This is a genomic window from Actinotalea fermentans (assembly GCF_007991475.1).
In the GTDB taxonomy this organism is placed as follows: domain Bacteria; phylum Actinomycetota; class Actinomycetes; order Actinomycetales; family Cellulomonadaceae; genus Actinotalea; species Actinotalea fermentans.
Genome location: NZ_BJYK01000009.1, coordinates 557,229 through 571,201 on the forward strand (window position 1 = coordinate 557,229; position 13,973 = coordinate 571,201).

General features: G+C 75.0%; 14 protein-coding genes and 1 riboswitch. Of the genes, 5 read left to right on the top strand and 9 right to left on the bottom strand.

Annotation, left to right across the window (positions count from 1 at the left end):
• The first annotated feature begins 68 nt into the window (after window positions 1-68).
• The 4 genes from AFE02nite_RS14640 (at window position 69) to AFE02nite_RS17510 (ending at window position 2,794) form a co-directional block, all read left to right on the top strand.
• Window positions 69-827, top strand: coding sequence for a DeoR/GlpR family DNA-binding transcription regulator (locus tag AFE02nite_RS14640; RefSeq protein ID WP_052114088.1), 759 nt, complete (start codon window positions 69-71; stop codon window positions 825-827).
• Complete coding sequence (locus AFE02nite_RS14645; protein WP_146819886.1) at window positions 811-2,058, top strand: MFS transporter; 1,248 nt, start codon at window positions 811-813, stop codon at window positions 2,056-2,058. Before AFE02nite_RS14640 ends, AFE02nite_RS14645 begins: the two co-directional genes overlap by 17 nt.
• Window positions 2,059-2,065: 7 nt before the next feature.
• Window positions 2,066-2,572, top strand: coding sequence for a nitroreductase/quinone reductase family protein (locus AFE02nite_RS14650; RefSeq protein ID WP_052114086.1), 507 nt, complete (start codon window positions 2,066-2,068; stop codon window positions 2,570-2,572).
• Between the two features lie 75 nt (window positions 2,573-2,647).
• Window positions 2,648-2,794, top strand: a complete 147-nt coding sequence (locus AFE02nite_RS17510) for a hypothetical protein (protein ID WP_186814572.1) — start codon at window positions 2,648-2,650, stop codon at window positions 2,792-2,794.
• A gap of 43 nt (window positions 2,795-2,837) precedes the next feature.
• Here the strand turns inward: AFE02nite_RS17510 and AFE02nite_RS14655 are convergent, their stop codons facing one another.
• Genes AFE02nite_RS14655 through AFE02nite_RS14665 form a run of 3 tightly spaced genes read right to left on the bottom strand, consistent with a single transcriptional unit; the run spans window position 2,838 to window position 6,828 of the window.
• Window positions 2,838-3,950, bottom strand: a complete 1,113-nt coding sequence (locus AFE02nite_RS14655) for an ABC transporter ATP-binding protein (protein WP_146819887.1) — start codon at window positions 3,948-3,950, stop codon at window positions 2,838-2,840.
• Entirely contained in the window at window positions 3,950-5,716 is a 1,767-nt protein-coding gene (locus AFE02nite_RS14660) for an ABC transporter permease (protein ID WP_146819888.1), read from the bottom strand. Before AFE02nite_RS14660 ends, AFE02nite_RS14655 begins: the two co-directional genes overlap by 1 nt.
• A complete protein-coding gene (locus AFE02nite_RS14665; protein WP_034248029.1) occupies window positions 5,713-6,828 on the bottom strand; it encodes a thiamine ABC transporter substrate-binding protein in 1,116 nt (371 codons plus the stop codon). The genes AFE02nite_RS14660 and AFE02nite_RS14665 overlap by 4 nt, the downstream gene beginning before the upstream one ends.
• A gap of 55 nt (window positions 6,829-6,883) precedes the next feature.
• Window positions 6,884-6,987: riboswitch (TPP riboswitch) on the bottom strand.
• A gap of 98 nt (window positions 6,988-7,085) precedes the next feature.
• On the opposite strand from AFE02nite_RS14665, the gene AFE02nite_RS14670 reads away from it, so the two are divergent.
• Complete coding sequence (locus AFE02nite_RS14670) at window positions 7,086-7,340, top strand: DUF4235 domain-containing protein (protein ID WP_034248028.1); 255 nt, start codon at window positions 7,086-7,088, stop codon at window positions 7,338-7,340.
• On the opposite strand, the gene mnhG is transcribed toward AFE02nite_RS14670, so the two are convergent.
• Genes mnhG through AFE02nite_RS14700 form a run of 6 tightly spaced genes read right to left on the bottom strand, consistent with a single transcriptional unit; the run spans window position 7,327 to window position 13,815 of the window.
• On the bottom strand, window positions 7,327-7,818 hold the full coding sequence (mnhG, locus tag AFE02nite_RS14675) for a monovalent cation/H(+) antiporter subunit G (protein WP_146819889.1): 492 nt from the start codon (window positions 7,816-7,818) through the stop codon (window positions 7,327-7,329). The genes AFE02nite_RS14670 and mnhG overlap by 14 nt on opposite strands.
• On the bottom strand, window positions 7,815-8,204 hold the full coding sequence (locus AFE02nite_RS14680) for a monovalent cation/H+ antiporter complex subunit F (RefSeq protein ID WP_034248027.1): 390 nt from the start codon (window positions 8,202-8,204) through the stop codon (window positions 7,815-7,817). The genes mnhG and AFE02nite_RS14680 overlap by 4 nt, the downstream gene beginning before the upstream one ends.
• Complete coding sequence (locus AFE02nite_RS14685; RefSeq protein ID WP_146819890.1) at window positions 8,201-8,779, bottom strand: Na+/H+ antiporter subunit E; 579 nt, start codon at window positions 8,777-8,779, stop codon at window positions 8,201-8,203. Before AFE02nite_RS14685 ends, AFE02nite_RS14680 begins: the two co-directional genes overlap by 4 nt.
• On the bottom strand, window positions 8,776-10,341 hold the full coding sequence (locus tag AFE02nite_RS14690; RefSeq protein WP_034248023.1) for a Na+/H+ antiporter subunit D: 1,566 nt from the start codon (window positions 10,339-10,341) through the stop codon (window positions 8,776-8,778). Before AFE02nite_RS14690 ends, AFE02nite_RS14685 begins: the two co-directional genes overlap by 4 nt.
• On the bottom strand, window positions 10,334-10,879 hold the full coding sequence (locus AFE02nite_RS14695; RefSeq protein ID WP_052113949.1) for a Na(+)/H(+) antiporter subunit C: 546 nt from the start codon (window positions 10,877-10,879) through the stop codon (window positions 10,334-10,336). Before AFE02nite_RS14695 ends, AFE02nite_RS14690 begins: the two co-directional genes overlap by 8 nt.
• A complete protein-coding gene (locus tag AFE02nite_RS14700; protein ID WP_146819891.1) occupies window positions 10,876-13,815 on the bottom strand; it encodes a Na+/H+ antiporter subunit A in 2,940 nt (979 codons plus the stop codon). The genes AFE02nite_RS14695 and AFE02nite_RS14700 overlap by 4 nt, the downstream gene beginning before the upstream one ends.
• Window positions 13,816-13,973 lie beyond the last annotated feature (158 nt).

The following is a 13,973-nucleotide window of genomic DNA, read 5'->3' on the forward strand; positions in this document are numbered from 1 at the left end:
GCAGATGGCAGGAGCGAGTGAACCCGACGTCCAGCATGCCCGCACAGAAGATGTGTTTGAATGAACACGTGGAGAGTTCCGAAAGGGCCGAGGTGATCCTCGGCGAGCTCGCCCTCAGCGGGCGCGTCGCCGTCGCCGATCTCGCGGAGCGGCTCGGCGCATCCGAGATGACGATCCGCCGCGACCTCGAGGCGCTCGAGGCCCAGGACTGCCTGCGCCGGGTGCGCGGCGGAGCCGTCGCCGTCGCCGGCCGAGGTGCGGCCCTGCCGTTCGCGACGCGTCGCCGGCTGGGCTGGGAGACCAAGCAGCGGCTCGCCGCGCGCGTCGCCGCCCTGGTCGGGGACCGGGAGACGCTCGTCCTCGACAACGGCACCACGTGCCTGGCCGTCGCGGAACGCCTCGCGGGCCGGCCCCTCACGGTCGTCCCGCTGTCGCTGCACGCGGCCACCGTGCTCGGCGAGCGGACCGGTGTCCGGCTGATCCTGCCGGGCGGCGAGGTGGAGCCCGTCGAGCTCGCGTTCCGCGGCAGCCGCGCGGTGGAGTCGGTCCGGGCGCTGCACGTCGACGTCGCCGTGATCAGCGGGTGCGCCGCCGACCCCGCCCACGGCATCACCTCCACCACGCTCGACGACGCCGACCTCAAGCGCGCCGCCATCGCCGCCGCCGGCCGCACCGTGCTGGTCGTCGAGGGCGACAAGCTCGCCCGCACAGCCACGTTCCCCGTCGCGCCCGTCACGGACGTCGACACGCTCGTCACCACCCACGACGCCGACCCGGCCGCCCTGGCCGCCTACCGGGAAGGGGGCGTCGATGTCGTCCTCGTCTGAGCCCACCCCGACGACTGAGCCCACCCCGACGACGCCGGGCCGCGCCCTCGGCGAGCCCGGCAGCGTGCGCCGCGCCGTCGTCGGCGTGCTCGCCGCCTTCGCGCTCAACGGCGCCTACGTGGGCGCGTACGGCGCGTCGATGCCCGGGCTGCGCGACCGCTTCGACACCGACGCGCGGGGGCTGGCGATCCTGCTGGTCGCGGCCGGGCTGGCGGCGGTCACCACCATGCAGCTCGGCGGGCGCTGGGCCGACCGCGTGGGTGCCCGCGTGCCGACCGTCGCCGGCGCGCCCGTGATGGCGGTCGGGCTCGCCGTGCTCGCGTTCGCGCCGAGCATCCCGGTCGCCGTCGTGGGCGCGATCGTCTTCGGGCTCGGCAACGGGTGCATGGACGTGTCGATGAACACGCTCGCGGTGCACGTCGAGCGGCGCCGCGGGCGGCCCGTGATGAGCCGGTTCCACGCCTTCTTCTCGATCGGGTCGGCGCTCGGCGCGGGCCTGTCGTGGCTGGTCGGGCGGTTGTCGGTCGACGCCGACGCCCACCTGCAGATCACCCTGGTCGCCGTCGCCGCCCTCGGCCTCGTCGGCCTTGCCGTGATGTGGCCGAGCGTGCCGCAGAGCGAGCCGACGCCGCACCACGCCGACGCCCCGCGCGCCCCGCTGCCGCGCGCCACCTGGCTGCTCGGCGCGATGGCGGTGTGCTTCGGCCTGACGGAGGGCACGGGCTTCGACTGGTCGTCGGTGCACGTGACCGACGTCGCCGAGGTCACGCCGTCCACCGGCTCGCTGGGCCTGGTGTTCGTGAGCGTGTTCATGGTCGCGATCCGCCTGGTCGGCGACCACGCGGTCGAGCGCTTCGGGCACAAGGCCGTGGTCTCCACGGGCGCCGCGACGGCCGTCGTCGGCTACGTGGTGACGATCGTCGGCACGTCGCTGCCGGTGCTGCTGGCGGGCTGGGCGCTGGTGGGCCTCGGCGTCGGGATGATCGCGCCGCAGATCTACGGGACCGCCGGGAACCTCGGCGGCGGACGCGTGATGGGCGTCGTCGTCGGGTTCGGGTACGCGGCCTTCCTGACCGGGCCGGCGCTCATCGGCGCCGTCGCCGACGAGGTGGGCATCGCGCGCGCGATGGTCGTGCCGCTCGCGACCGGGCTCTGTCTGGTGGTGATGGCGCGCTGGATGCCGCGGGCGCACCCCCGAACGCCGGACATGGCACCCCCGCCGGAAGCATGATCGTCATGTGCCCGACCTCGACTTCGACCAGCTCCAGCGGACCTTCAAGCGCCTGAACCCGCAGGTGCTGCGCCTGTGGCGCTGGCACCTCGGCTGGACGATGAGCGTCGTCCCGCCGCTGACCGGCAAGACCATGGTGCTGGGGAACGTCGGGCGGAAGTCCGGGCAGCGGCGGCACACGCCGCTGAACTACGCGGTGCTCGAGGGCGACGTCTGGTGCACGACGCACGAGCGCGCGCAGTGGCTGCGCAACATCGCGGCCGACCCGGACGTGACCGTGTGGCTGCCGCTGCGCCGCCCCCGCCGCGGCCGGGCTGAGATCCTCCCCGCCGACGAGGCCCACGTCGACCGCCTCCGGGCCGTGCTCCTCGCGAGCGGGTTCGCGGCGGGGCGGTTCGCGGGGCTGCACCCGCGGCGGGACAGCGACGCGGACCTGCTCGCGCAGTGCCGCGGGTACCGACTCGTGCGGATCGTCCGGGCCGGTCCCGTTCCGCGCTCCGAGCGCGGCGTTTGACCTGGCGGTTTCCGGACATGATCAAGGACGAAGGTCGCGTCGATCGCCGCCGAGCCGCGGGTTAGCGTCGCAGTCATGTGTGCTCTGAACGCCCTCTTCCTCGAGTCGGCGGCCCCCCGCCAGGCCGACACCACCCCGCAGACCACCGCCGCCGAGACGCGCGTGTGCGCCGCCGTCCTCGCCGCCCGCGCTTCCCTCCGCGACGGTCGCCGCAGCGCCTGACCCCGCCCGCCCCGAGCCCCCGAGCCCGCCGAGGGACCCGCGCTCAGCCGCGGACGACGGCGATCGCGGCCGCGTCGACCGCGAGCCGCACCCGCGCGCCGGGCACCGGCAGCGCCTGGGATGCCGCCGCGTAGCCCCCGCTCGGCTCGACGACCGTGACCTGCCCGACGCCGTCGACCGCCGCGACCGTCTCCACCAGCCCCCTGCGGAAGCCGGCGCTCGTCACCTCACCCTCGAGGGCGCCGTCGGGCGCGGTGACCAGCGATCCCGGCCCGAGCGCGAGGACCAGGTCCTCCGCGCCGTCGACACCCGCGCCGTCGGCACCGGCTCCGTCGATACCCGCGCCGTCGACACCCGCGGCCCGCGCCACGCCCACCGCGCGTGCCAGCGCCTCGGGCGCCCGGGCGAGCGGCACGAACGCCTCGTAGCCGAGGAACTCCGCGACCCGGCGCGATGCCGGCCGGTGCCACAGCTCAGCCGGCTCGGCGACCTGCAGCAGCCGGCCGAGGTCCATCACGGCGATCCGGTCGGCCACCGCGAACGCCTCGTCGTGGTCGTGGGTGACGAAGAGCGCCGTCGTGCCCGTCGCGACGAGCGCCGCCCGCACGTCGCCCGCGAGCCGCTCACGCAGGGCGCGGTCCAGCGCCGACAGCGGCTCGTCGAGCAGGAGCAGCCGCGGGCGCGGCGCGAGCGAACGGGCCAGGGCGACCCGCTGCCGCTCGCCGCCGGACAGGCTCGCGACGTCGCGCCGCTCGAACCCGCCGAGCCCCATCAGCTCGAGCAGCTCCGTCACGCGGGCGCGGTGCGCGGCGCGGTCGCGCCGGCCGGGACCCGTCATCGCGAGCCCGAAGCCGACGTTCCCGGCCACGTCCCGGTGCGGGAACAGCTGGCCGTCCTGGAACACGAGCCCGAACCCGCGGCGGTGCGTCGGCACGCCCGCCAGGTCGGCGCCGTCCCAGCGCACCTGCCCGGCCGACAGCGGCTCGAGACCGGCGATCGCCCGCAGCAGCGTCGACTTGCCCGAGCCCGACGGGCCCAGCAGCGCGAGGACCTCACCGGGCGCGATGTCCAGGCTGACGCCGTCGACGGCGGTCGCGACCGTCCCGTCGTCGTCGCGGTAGTGCACGACGACGTCCCGCACCGCGAGCCCGCCCATCAGATCTCCCCGTACCCGGCGCCCGAGCGCAGCCGCTCGGCCACCGCCATCACCGACGCCGTGAGCAGCCCGAGCAGCACGCACGCCGCGAACGCCATGCCGAGGTTCTCCGCGCCGGGCCGGCCGATGAGCCGGAAGATCACCACGGGCAGCGTCGGGCGGTCGGGTCGCGCGAGGAACGACGTCGCGCCGAACTCGCCGAGGCTCACCGCGAACGCCAGCCCCACGGCCAGGCCGAGCGACCGCGCGGCCACCGGCCAGTCCACGAACGCGAGCACGCGCCACGGCCCGGCGCCGAGCACGGCCGCGGCGTCGTGCAGGCGGGAGTCGATCGCACGGAGCACGGGCAGCACGGTACGCACCACCAGGGGGGTCGCGACGACGGCCTGCGCGACCGGGATGAGCAGCGGAGACGAGCGGAGGTCCGGTCCGAGGCCGCCGTCGAGCGCCACGAGGAACCCGAAGCCCACGGTGACGGCGGAGACGCCGAGCGGCAGCATGAACGCCGCGTCGAAGGCGCGCACCGCGCGTCGGGCGCCGCGGCCGCGCGGCCGGCGCGACACGACGAGCGCGACCAGCCCGCCCACCAGCACCGCGAGGACCGTGGCGTCCACGGCCGTGCGCACGGACGTGGCGGCCGCGTCCCACACGGTCACGGACAGGGCGTTCCGCCCGCCGGTGGTGCCGAGGTTGGCGTAGTTCGCCAGGCCCCAGCCCCCGCCCGGCTCGTGCAGCGAGCGGACGAGCACCGTGCCGAGCGGCAACCCCAGCAGCCCGACCACGACGACGGCCGTCACGGCCGCGGCCAGGGGGTCCGCGCGTCGGGCCAGCGGGCCGCGCAGGGCGAGGCGCGGCGCCTCCCGCCGGGGGCCGGTGCGCCCGAGCGCCCGTTCGCGGCGCGACCGCGCGCGGCCCGCGAGCGCCAGCACGGTGGCGATGACGGCGAGCTGCACCACCGACAGGACCGCGGCCGAGCGCAGGTCGAGCATCTGGGTGGTGAGCACCCAGATCTCGGTCTCGACCGTGCCGTAGCGCAGGCCGCCGAGCACGAGGACGACGCCGAACGCCGTCGCGCAGAAGAGGAACACCACGGCGGCCGCGGACGCGATGGCCGGGGTGAGCGCGGGCAGCGTGACGGAGGCGAACGCGCGCCACGGGGGAGCGCCGAGCGCGCGGGCGGCCTGCTCGGCCCGCGGGTCCAGGTCGGCCCAGAAGGCGCCGACGGTCCGCACGACGACCGCGTAGTTGAAGAACACCAGCGCCGCGACGATGCCCGCGAACGACTCGTCCCAGCCGAGGAACCCGAGCGGCCCCGACGGCGCCAGCACCGACCGGAACGCGACGCCGACGACGACCGTCGGCAGGACGAACGGCACCACCACCAGGCCGCGCAGCAGCGCGCGGCCGCGGAAGGCCGTCCGGTACAGCAGGTACGCGCCGGGCACCCCGAGCACGACGGCGATCGCGGTGCCCACCGACGCCTGCGCGAGCGTCAGGCCGACGACGCGCCACGTGCGGGACCGGCCGAACACCTCCGCGAACCCCGAGAGGTCGAGCGCGCCGTCGGTCACGAAACCCCGGCCGAGGATCACGCCGACCGGCAGCCCGAAGAAGACGACGAGGAACGCCAGCGGCAGTCCGGCGAGCAGCGCCCACACGACGACGCGGGCGGCCCGGCCGCGGCGGGTGGCCGCCCCGCGCAGGCGGACGGCGGCCCCGGCACCCGTCCCGGTGCCGGTGGCCGCCGCCACGCCCTCTGCGCTCATCCGACGACGGCGTCCGTCCACTGCTCGATCCAGGCGTCGCGGTTCGCCGAGATGGCGTCCGGTTCCACGTGGAACGGCTCGGTCGCGAGCGGCGCGAACTGGGCCCACGAGGCCGGGAGCTCGACGTCGGTCACGGGGTACATGTACATGTTCTCCGGGATCGCGGCCTGGACCTCGGGCGAGAGCAGCCAGTCGACCACGGCGCGGGCGCCCTCGGGGTTGGCGGCCCCGGCCAGCACGCCCGCGTACTCGACCTGCCGGAAGCACGTGTCGAGCAGCGCGCCCGTCGGCGCGTCGGTCGCGCCCTCGGGCACCTCGTACGGCGGGGACGAGGCGTAGGAGAGGACGAGCGGCCGGTCGCCCTCGCTCGACGGGCCGGAGAAGTCGACGTAGTACGCGTCCGACCAGCCGCTGGCCACCTTCAGGCCGTTGTCGCGCAGCGCCGTCCAGTAGTCGAGCCAGCCGTCCTCGCCGAACGCGCCCACCGTGGCCAGCAGGAACGCCAGGCCGGGCGACGACGTCGCCGGGTTCGTCACCACCAGCAGGTCGCGGTAGGCCGGGTCGGTGAGGTCCTCGAGCGTCGCAGGCTCGGCGATCCCCCGCTCGGCGAACCACTCGTGGTCGACGTTGATGCAGACGTCGCCCATGTCGACGGCCGTCAGCGACCCGGTGTCGTCGACCGCGTAGTCCGCGACGGCGTCGGCGGCCTGGTACGGCTCGAGCACGCCCTCGGCGATCGCGCGCGTCGCGAACGTCGTGTCGATGCCGTAGACCGCGTCGCCGAGCGGCGCGTCCTTGGTGAGGATCAGCTGGTTCACCAGCGCCCCGCCGTCGCCCGGCGCGCGCGTCTCGAGGGTGTAGCCCGTCTCCTCCTCGAAGGCCGCGACCAGCTCGTCGGGCAGCGCGAACGAGTCGTGCGTGACGAGCACGACCGTCCCGCCGCCGTCCCCGCTCGCCGCGCCGTCGTCCGCGCCGTCGTCGCCGGCGTCACCGCCGTCGTCCGCGCCGACGAGCGAGCACGCGCCCAGCGCGGCCACCGCCGTCGCGGCGACGACCGCGCCGACCAGCCGCCGGGGCCCACCGGCCCGGCTCCCTGCCCTGCTGCTTGCCATCCGTTCCTCCTCGCGTGGTCCACGAGGGGGTCCCGCCCGGCCCTGGGCCGCGGCAGGCCTGAGATTCCCGACTCCCTACGCCGGTATCACCCGGATCAGGTTCGAGGGTCTGCGGTTGTCCGCACTCTCAGCGTCCAAGACGCTCCCCTGTCGTTCGTGGCCGACCATACCCCTCCGCACCCGGGACCTCCGTGCGCCGTCCGCCGCTGCACCGTTCGCCGCTGCGGCGGCCGCCGGGCCCGGCTACCGTGAGCGTCATGACCGACAAGAAGGAGTCGCTGGCCGCGAAGCTCACGGGCGTGGTGACGGCGCTCGCCGCCGCCTGGCTCGCCCAGCGCCTCATCGACCTGGTGTGGACGCGCGTCCTCGGTCACAAGCCGCCGAAGCCCGAGGACGAGACGGACGCGCGGTTCGCCGAGATCGCCGCCGCCGCCACGATCACGGGCGCGGCCATCGCGCTCTCGCGCGTCCTCGCGACGCGCGGCGCCGCGAAGTACCTCACGCGCCGCTGACGCCGCCGCTCGCGTCGGGGCCCTCGTGGGGGCCCTCACCGGCGCGCTCGTCGAGGTCCTCGTCCGTCTCCTCGTCGCGCAGCTCGGCGCTCGCCGCGCCCGCGGCCTCTCCGCGCTCCGCCAGCTCGCGCTCGGCCTCCCGCAGGTCGCGGGTGAGCTCGTCGACCGCGAGGAGCTCGGGCTGCACCTTGCCCGTGCGGTAGCCGGCGCGCGCCACCATGTGCGCCGCGACGGGCGACGTCAGCAGCTGGAACATCACCACGAGCAGCAGCATCCACACGACGGGCACCCCGCCCAGCCGGACCGCGAGGCCCAGCAGGACCAGCACCAGGCCGAGCACCTGCGGCTTCGTCGCCGAGTGCATGCGCGAGAGCAGGTCGGGGAACCGCACGATCCCGACGCCCGCGCCGAACGCGAGGACCGCGCCGCTGAGCAGCAGCGCACCGGCGACGACGTCGCGCACCACGTCCGCGGTCATCGACCCACCTCCCCCTCGGCCGGACCGCCGTGGTGCTCCTCGTCGAACGACAGCTCCTGCTGCTCCTCGACGCGGCGGGCGGCCTCCAGGGCGTCGGCCTCCTCGCGGGTGAGCACGCGGCCCTCGCCCTCCGGCTCGACGGCGGCGAACCGCGCGATCGTCACCGAGGTCAGGAAGCCGACCAGGGACAGGGCGAGCAGGACGGGCACGAGATCGGCGCGCCGCGTCCACGCGGCGTAGGTCGCGATCGCGGCGACCAGCACCGAGGTGAGCACGTCGACGGCGATGGTGCGGTCGAGCATGCTCGGCCCGCGCTCCACCCGCCACAGCGCGAGCACGGCCGCGGCGGTGAGCAGCACGGCCGTGATGACGACGACGACGGTCACGGGGTCACCTCCGCACGGGGCCGGGGCGCGTGCCGGGGGTTGCGCGCCAGGCCGGCGTCGGCGAGCTCGGCGTCGGAGGCCAGGGCCCGCAGCACGCGCGCCTCCGTGTCGAGGACGTGCTGCCGCGCCGCCTCGACGCCGTGGGAGATCTGCAGGTCGAGCACGTGCACGTAGAGCATCCCCGTGGTCCGGTGCGCCTCCATGACCACGGAGCCGGGGACGAGGCAGGTGATCTCCGAGGTCAGCGTCATGTACAGCTCGTTCCGGCTGCGCAGCTGCACCCCGATGACCGCGCTGCGCGGCCGCCGCCACGGGTTGAGCGCGAGCGCGACCACCTGGGCGCTGGCGACGACGAGGTCCACGAGGAAGCGCCACAGCAGGTAGGCCAGCGCGACCGGGTGCGCGTGCCCGTCGACGCGCAGCGTCGGGAGCCGGAACACGCCGCCGACCACGAGGGCCAGCGCGAGCCCGGCGATGGCGGTGCCGACCTCGAACGTGCCCCACAGGAGCACCCAGACGACGGTCAGCCACACGGCGGCGGCGACCGAGAAGGACAGCGAGGCGCGACGGGTCATGGGCGGGCCTCCGCCTCGACGTCGGCGTCCTCCGTGACGTCCACCGACTCCCCGGTGCCGCGGCCGCGGTCGGGCAGCACGGCCGTGACGTACTGGTCGCGGTCGCGCAGGGTCTCCGCGGCCCGCTCCGTGTAGCCGTACATCGGCCCGGCGACGACGGTGATGCCGACGCCGAGCACGACGAGCGCCGCGGTGGCGCCGACCATGCCGCGGGGGAGCGACGTCGTCGGGAGCTCGGCGGGAGAGCCCTGCCAGAACGCCTTGTTCCAGGCCTTGACCACCGCGTACAGCGTCAGGAGCGAGGTGACGACGGCGCCGCCGACCAGCGCCCACGCGAGCGGTGTCCCGGCGTCGACCCCCGCCTGCAGCAGGCCGGCCTTGCCCAGGAAGCCCGACAGCGGCGGGATGCCCGCCAGGCTCATCGCGGGCAGGAAGAACAGCACGGCCAGCCCCGGCGCGAGCTTCGCCAGGCCGCCGAGCTTGTCGAGCGACGTCGAGCCGCCCCGGCGCTCCATCAGGCCCACGACGAGGAACAGGGTCGTCTGCACGGTGATGTGGTGCACCACGTAGAACACCGCCGCCGCGAGGCCGGCCTCGCTGGACAGGGCGATGCCGAAGATCATGTAGCCGATGTGGCTGACCAGCGTGAAGGACACCAGACGTTTGATGTCGTTCTGCGCGACGGCGCCGAGGATGCCGAAGAGCATCGTCGCGAGCGCGACCCACATGAGCAGGGTGTCCGCGCGGCCGTCGGGGAACAGCAGGGTCTGCGTGCGGATGATCGCGTACACGCCGACCTTGGTCAGCAGGCCCGCGAAGACCGCGGTGACCGGCGCGGGCGCGGTCGGGTAGGAGTCGGGCAGCCAGGCCGAGAGCGGGAACATCGCCGCCTTGATGCCGAAGGCCAGCAGGAGCAGCAGCTGCAGCACCATGCGGACGCCGGGGTCGACGTCGGGCAGGCGGACCGCGAGCTGGGCGAGGTTCACCGTGCCGGTCGACGCGTAGACCAGGGCCACCGCCAGCAGGAACACCATCGACGACGCGAGGGAGACGACGACGTAGATGGTCCCCGCGCGCACGCGCTCGCCCGTCCCGCCGAGCGTGATGAGCACGTACGAGGCGACGAGCAGGATCTCGAAGCCGACGTAGATGTTGAACAGGTCGCCCGACAGGAACGCGTTGCCGATGCCCGCGGCGAGCACGAGGTACGTCGGGTGGAAGATCGCGACGGGCGTCTCCTCGCGGCCCTCCTGATCGCCCTGGGACAGCGAGTAGACGAGGACGCCGAGCAGGACGGCGGAGGACACCGTCAGCATCAGCGCGGACAGCCGGTCCGCGACGAGGTCGATGCCCACGGGCGCGGCCCACCCGCCGACGTCGACCACGAGCGGGCCGTCGTCGACGGCCACGAGCAGCGTCACCGCGGCCACGAGCACCGCGGAGAGCGCGACGAGGCTGATCACGCCCTGCGCGCGGCGGCTGCGCCACATCGCGAGCGCGAGGCCCGCCGCGGACAGCGGCAGCACCACGGGCAGGGGCACGACCCAGGCGAGCTCAGGCACGTCGTCCCTCCTCGGGTCCGGCGGACCGCTGGGCGGCCTGGTGAGCGGCCTCGCGCGCGGCGTTCTCGGCGAGGGCCTCCTCGTGCACGGTCTCGTCGTGCGCCTCGGCGGCCTCCTCGTCGAGAGTGACGTCGCTGGCCGCGTCGAGGTCCTCGTAGGCGGCCCGGTCGGCGGCGGCGCGCGCGGCGACGCGGCGGTCCTCGAGGTCGTCCTGCACCTCGTCGTGGCGGTTGAGCTGCCAGGACCGGTAGGCGAGCGCCGCGAGGAACGCGCTGATCCCCAGCGTGATGACGATGGCGGTGAGCACCATCGCCTGGGGCAGCGGGTCGCTCATCTCCTCCTCGGGCGTCACGCCGACGATCGGCGGGCCGCCGGCCCGGCCGCCCGCGACCATGAACAGCAGGTTGATCCCGTTGCCGAGCAGCACGACGCCGACGAGCACGCGGGTCAGGCTCCGCTCGAGGAGCAGGTAGACGCCCGCCGCGACGAGCACGACGATCACGGCGACGAGGGTCAGGTTCGGGCTCATGTCGATCATCGCGTCACCGCCTCGGCCTGGGCGTCGATCTCGCTGCCCAGGCTGCGCAGCAGGTCCAGCACGAGCCCGATGACGACGAGGAACACCCCGATGTCGAAGAACAGCGACGTCACGAGCTTCACGTCCCCGAACACCGGCAGCGTGAGCTCGACGATGACGCTCTGCAGCACGGACCCGCCGAAGAGCAGGGCGAGCATCCCGACGCCCGCGGACAGGAAGAGGCCGCTGCCGAGCAGCAGGCCCGGGTGCACCGGGGCCGCCTCGCCGAGCTCGTACCGCCCGCCCGCGAGGTAGCGCACGACGAGCGCGATGCCGACGAGCAGCCCCGCGGCGAACCCGCCACCGGGCGCGTTGTGCCCGCTGAACAGCAGGAACAGCGCCACCAGCACCATCGAGTGGAAGAGCAGCCGGACGACGACCTCGAAGATCACGCTGCGCCGCTGCGGCGCGAGCGTCCGGCTGGCCCGCAGCGTCTCCGCCGACGGCCGCCCGGGCCGCGCGCCCGCCGCCGCCGACGCCGCGTCCCCGTGCTCGCCGGCCCGACGGCGCAGCGCCGCCATCGGGTCGCGCGTGCCGCCCCAGACGGGCTGGTCCGCGCTCGCGTCGCGCACGCGGGGGATCTCGCCGCTGCGGCGCCGCAGGAAGATGAGCGACGCGACGCCCGTGGCGGCCACGAGGAGCACCGAGAGCTCGCCCATCGTGTCCCAGGCCCGGATGTCGACCAGCGTCACGTTGACGACGTTGCGGCCACCGCCGTAGACGTACGCCTCCTCGGGGAAGTCCACCGACACGGGCTCGGCGGTGCGCGCGGCCGGCGCGAGCACGGCCATCGCCCCGACGGCCAGGCCCGCGGCGAGCCCGATGGCCAGCCGCACCCACCGGCTCGCCGCGAGCGGGCGCACCGAGAAGTACGGGGGCAGCCGGCGCAGCACCAGGACGAGGACGACGAGCGTGACGGTCTCCACCAGCACCTGGGTGAGCGCGAGGTCCGGCGCACCGTGCAGCAGGAACAACGCGGCCATGCCGTAGCCGCTCACGCCCGTCAGGAGCACCGCCTTGAGCCGGCGGCGGGAGCGGGCCGCGAGGACGGCGGCGCCGGCGGTCAGCGCGCCGGCGACGAGCTGCACGGGGCTGTCCCACAGCCGCCAGCCACCGGCCATCGGCGGCTGCGCGAACAGCGGCCCGGCGACGAGCGCGACCAGCACCACGAGGATCGTGCCGAGGTAGAAGGGCAGCGAACCACGCTGGGTGACACCGGTGACGTCGGCCGCGACGTCGTCGAGCCGGCGCATCATCCGCCGGTACAGGAGGTCGGCGTCGGCGCGCACGGGCACCCGGTGCTGCCAGCCCTCGACGCGGGAGCGCTGCCAGAACAGCAGCCCGCCGGCCGTGAGCACGAGGACGGTCAGGATCAGCGCGGGCCCGACGCCGGCCCACAGGGTCAGGTGGCCGGGGTCGCCCGGGTAGAGCGTGGCGTGCGGGCTCAGCAGGTCCTCGCCGAACCCAGGCACGAGCGCCGCGGCCAGCCCCAGCACCGCGAGGACGGCGGCCGGCGCGACGAGCAGCAGGCTCGGCCGGGACACCGCGAGCGGCGGCCACACGCCCTCGTCGGGCTCGGGGAGCGGGACCGCGCCGCGCACCGCGGGCCCGAACGCGCCGAACCAGAACCGCAGCCCGTAGGCCACCGTGAGCGCGGAGCCGACCACCATCGCGACCAGGACCGCCACGCCCGCCGCCGTGCCGCCGCCGTGCCAGAGGGCCTCCAGGGCTGCCTCTTTGGCGACGTACCCCGCGAAGGGCGGCAGGCCGATCATCGACGCGGTGGCCAGGCCGCCCACCGTCGCGGTGATGGGCAGCGCGCGCCCGAGGCCGTCGAGCCGGCGCAGGTCGCGGGTGCCCGTGGCGGCGTCGACCACGCCGACCGTGAGGAACAGCGACGCCTTGAACATCGCGTGCGCGCCGATCATCGCCAGGCCCGCGAGCGCGGCCGCCTCGCTGCCCGAGCCGACCAGGAGCACCAGCAGGCCCAGCTGGCTCACGGTGCCGAAGGCGAGGACGAGCTTGAGGTCGTACTGGCGCAGGGCCCGGTAGCCGCCGTGCACGAGGGTCCACGAGCCGACCGCGAGGACGATCAGGCGCCAGGCCCCGACATCGGCGAAACCGGGCGCGAACCGGGCGACCAGGTAGACGCCCGCTTTCACCATGGCCGCCGCGTGCAGGTAGGCCGAGACCGGCGTCGGCGCCGCCATCGCGGACGGCAGCCAGAAGTGGAAGGGGACCAGTGCGGACTTGGTCAGCGCGCCCACCAGCACGAGCACGACGGCGACGGCCGCCCCGGTGCCCGACGGCGGGTCGGCGATCAGCTCCGAGATCCGGTACGTGCCCGCCGACTCCGCGAGCGCGATGAGCCCGACGAGCATCGCGAGGCCGCCGAACGTCGTCACGACGATCGCCTGCATGGCCGCGCGCCGGGACGCCTTGCGGTCCGAGTAGTGGCCGATGAGCAGGTACGACGTGACGGTCGTCAGCTCCCAGAAGACGTACAGGAGCAGGACGTCGTCGGTGGTGACCAGGCCCAGCATCGAGCCCGCGAACGCCATGAGGACGCCCGCGAACCGGCCCAGCCCCGCAGCTTTCGACGAGAAGTAGCCCGCCGAGTAGACGAGCACGAGCGTGCCGACGCCCGTGACCAGCAGCACCATGAGCCAGCTGAGCGTGTCCAGGCGGAAGTCGAGCGCCATGTCGAGGTGCGGCACCCACGGCGTGCTCTCGGCCGGGCCGCGGCCGTCCATGACGTCGCTGCTCCAGCGCAGCGCCCAGACGAGCGCCGCCGCCGGGACGGCCGCCAGGAGCAGGAACGCCCGCCGGCCCAGCCAGCGCACCGCCAGGGGCGCGCCGAGGGCGGCCACGAGGTGCGCGGCGAGAAGCGGCAGCATGTCCGGCTCCGTCCTGGGTCGAGGGCGGTCGTCGGTGGGCGGGAGGAGGTCCGTCGGTGGGTAGGCGACGGCGACCGGAGCTGGCCGGTGCACCGCGGGATGGACGGATTCTACAGGGTCGGGTTGATCATGACCCCGGAGGATGACCCGGCTTCTCC

What these genes read in the sequence shown, in the direction of transcription:
- AFE02nite_RS14645 (WP_146819886.1), top strand. Translation starts at nt 811, where the DNA reads ATGTCGTCCTCGTCTGAGCCCACCCCGACGACTGAGCCCACCCCGACG.
- AFE02nite_RS17510 (WP_186814572.1), top strand. Translation starts at nt 2,648, where the DNA reads ATGTGTGCTCTGAACGCCCTCTTCCTCGAGTCGGCGGCCCCCCGCCAG.
- AFE02nite_RS14655 (WP_146819887.1), bottom strand. Translation starts at nt 3,950, where the DNA reads ATGGGCGGGCTCGCGGTGCGGGACGTCGTCGTGCACTACCGCGACGAC.
- AFE02nite_RS14660 (WP_146819888.1), bottom strand. Translation starts at nt 5,716, where the DNA reads ATGAGCGCAGAGGGCGTGGCGGCGGCCACCGGCACCGGGACGGGTGCC.
- AFE02nite_RS14665 (WP_034248029.1), bottom strand. Translation starts at nt 6,828, where the DNA reads ATGGCAAGCAGCAGGGCAGGGAGCCGGGCCGGTGGGCCCCGGCGGCTG.
- AFE02nite_RS14670 (WP_034248028.1), top strand. Translation starts at nt 7,086, where the DNA reads ATGACCGACAAGAAGGAGTCGCTGGCCGCGAAGCTCACGGGCGTGGTG.
- mnhG (WP_146819889.1), bottom strand. Translation starts at nt 7,818, where the DNA reads ATGACCGCGGACGTGGTGCGCGACGTCGTCGCCGGTGCGCTGCTGCTC.
- AFE02nite_RS14685 (WP_146819890.1), bottom strand. Translation starts at nt 8,779, where the DNA reads ATGACCCGTCGCGCCTCGCTGTCCTTCTCGGTCGCCGCCGCCGTGTGG.
- AFE02nite_RS14695 (WP_052113949.1), bottom strand. Translation starts at nt 10,879, where the DNA reads ATGATCGACATGAGCCCGAACCTGACCCTCGTCGCCGTGATCGTCGTG.
- AFE02nite_RS14700 (WP_146819891.1), bottom strand. Translation starts at nt 13,815, where the DNA reads ATGCTGCCGCTTCTCGCCGCGCACCTCGTGGCCGCCCTCGGCGCGCCC.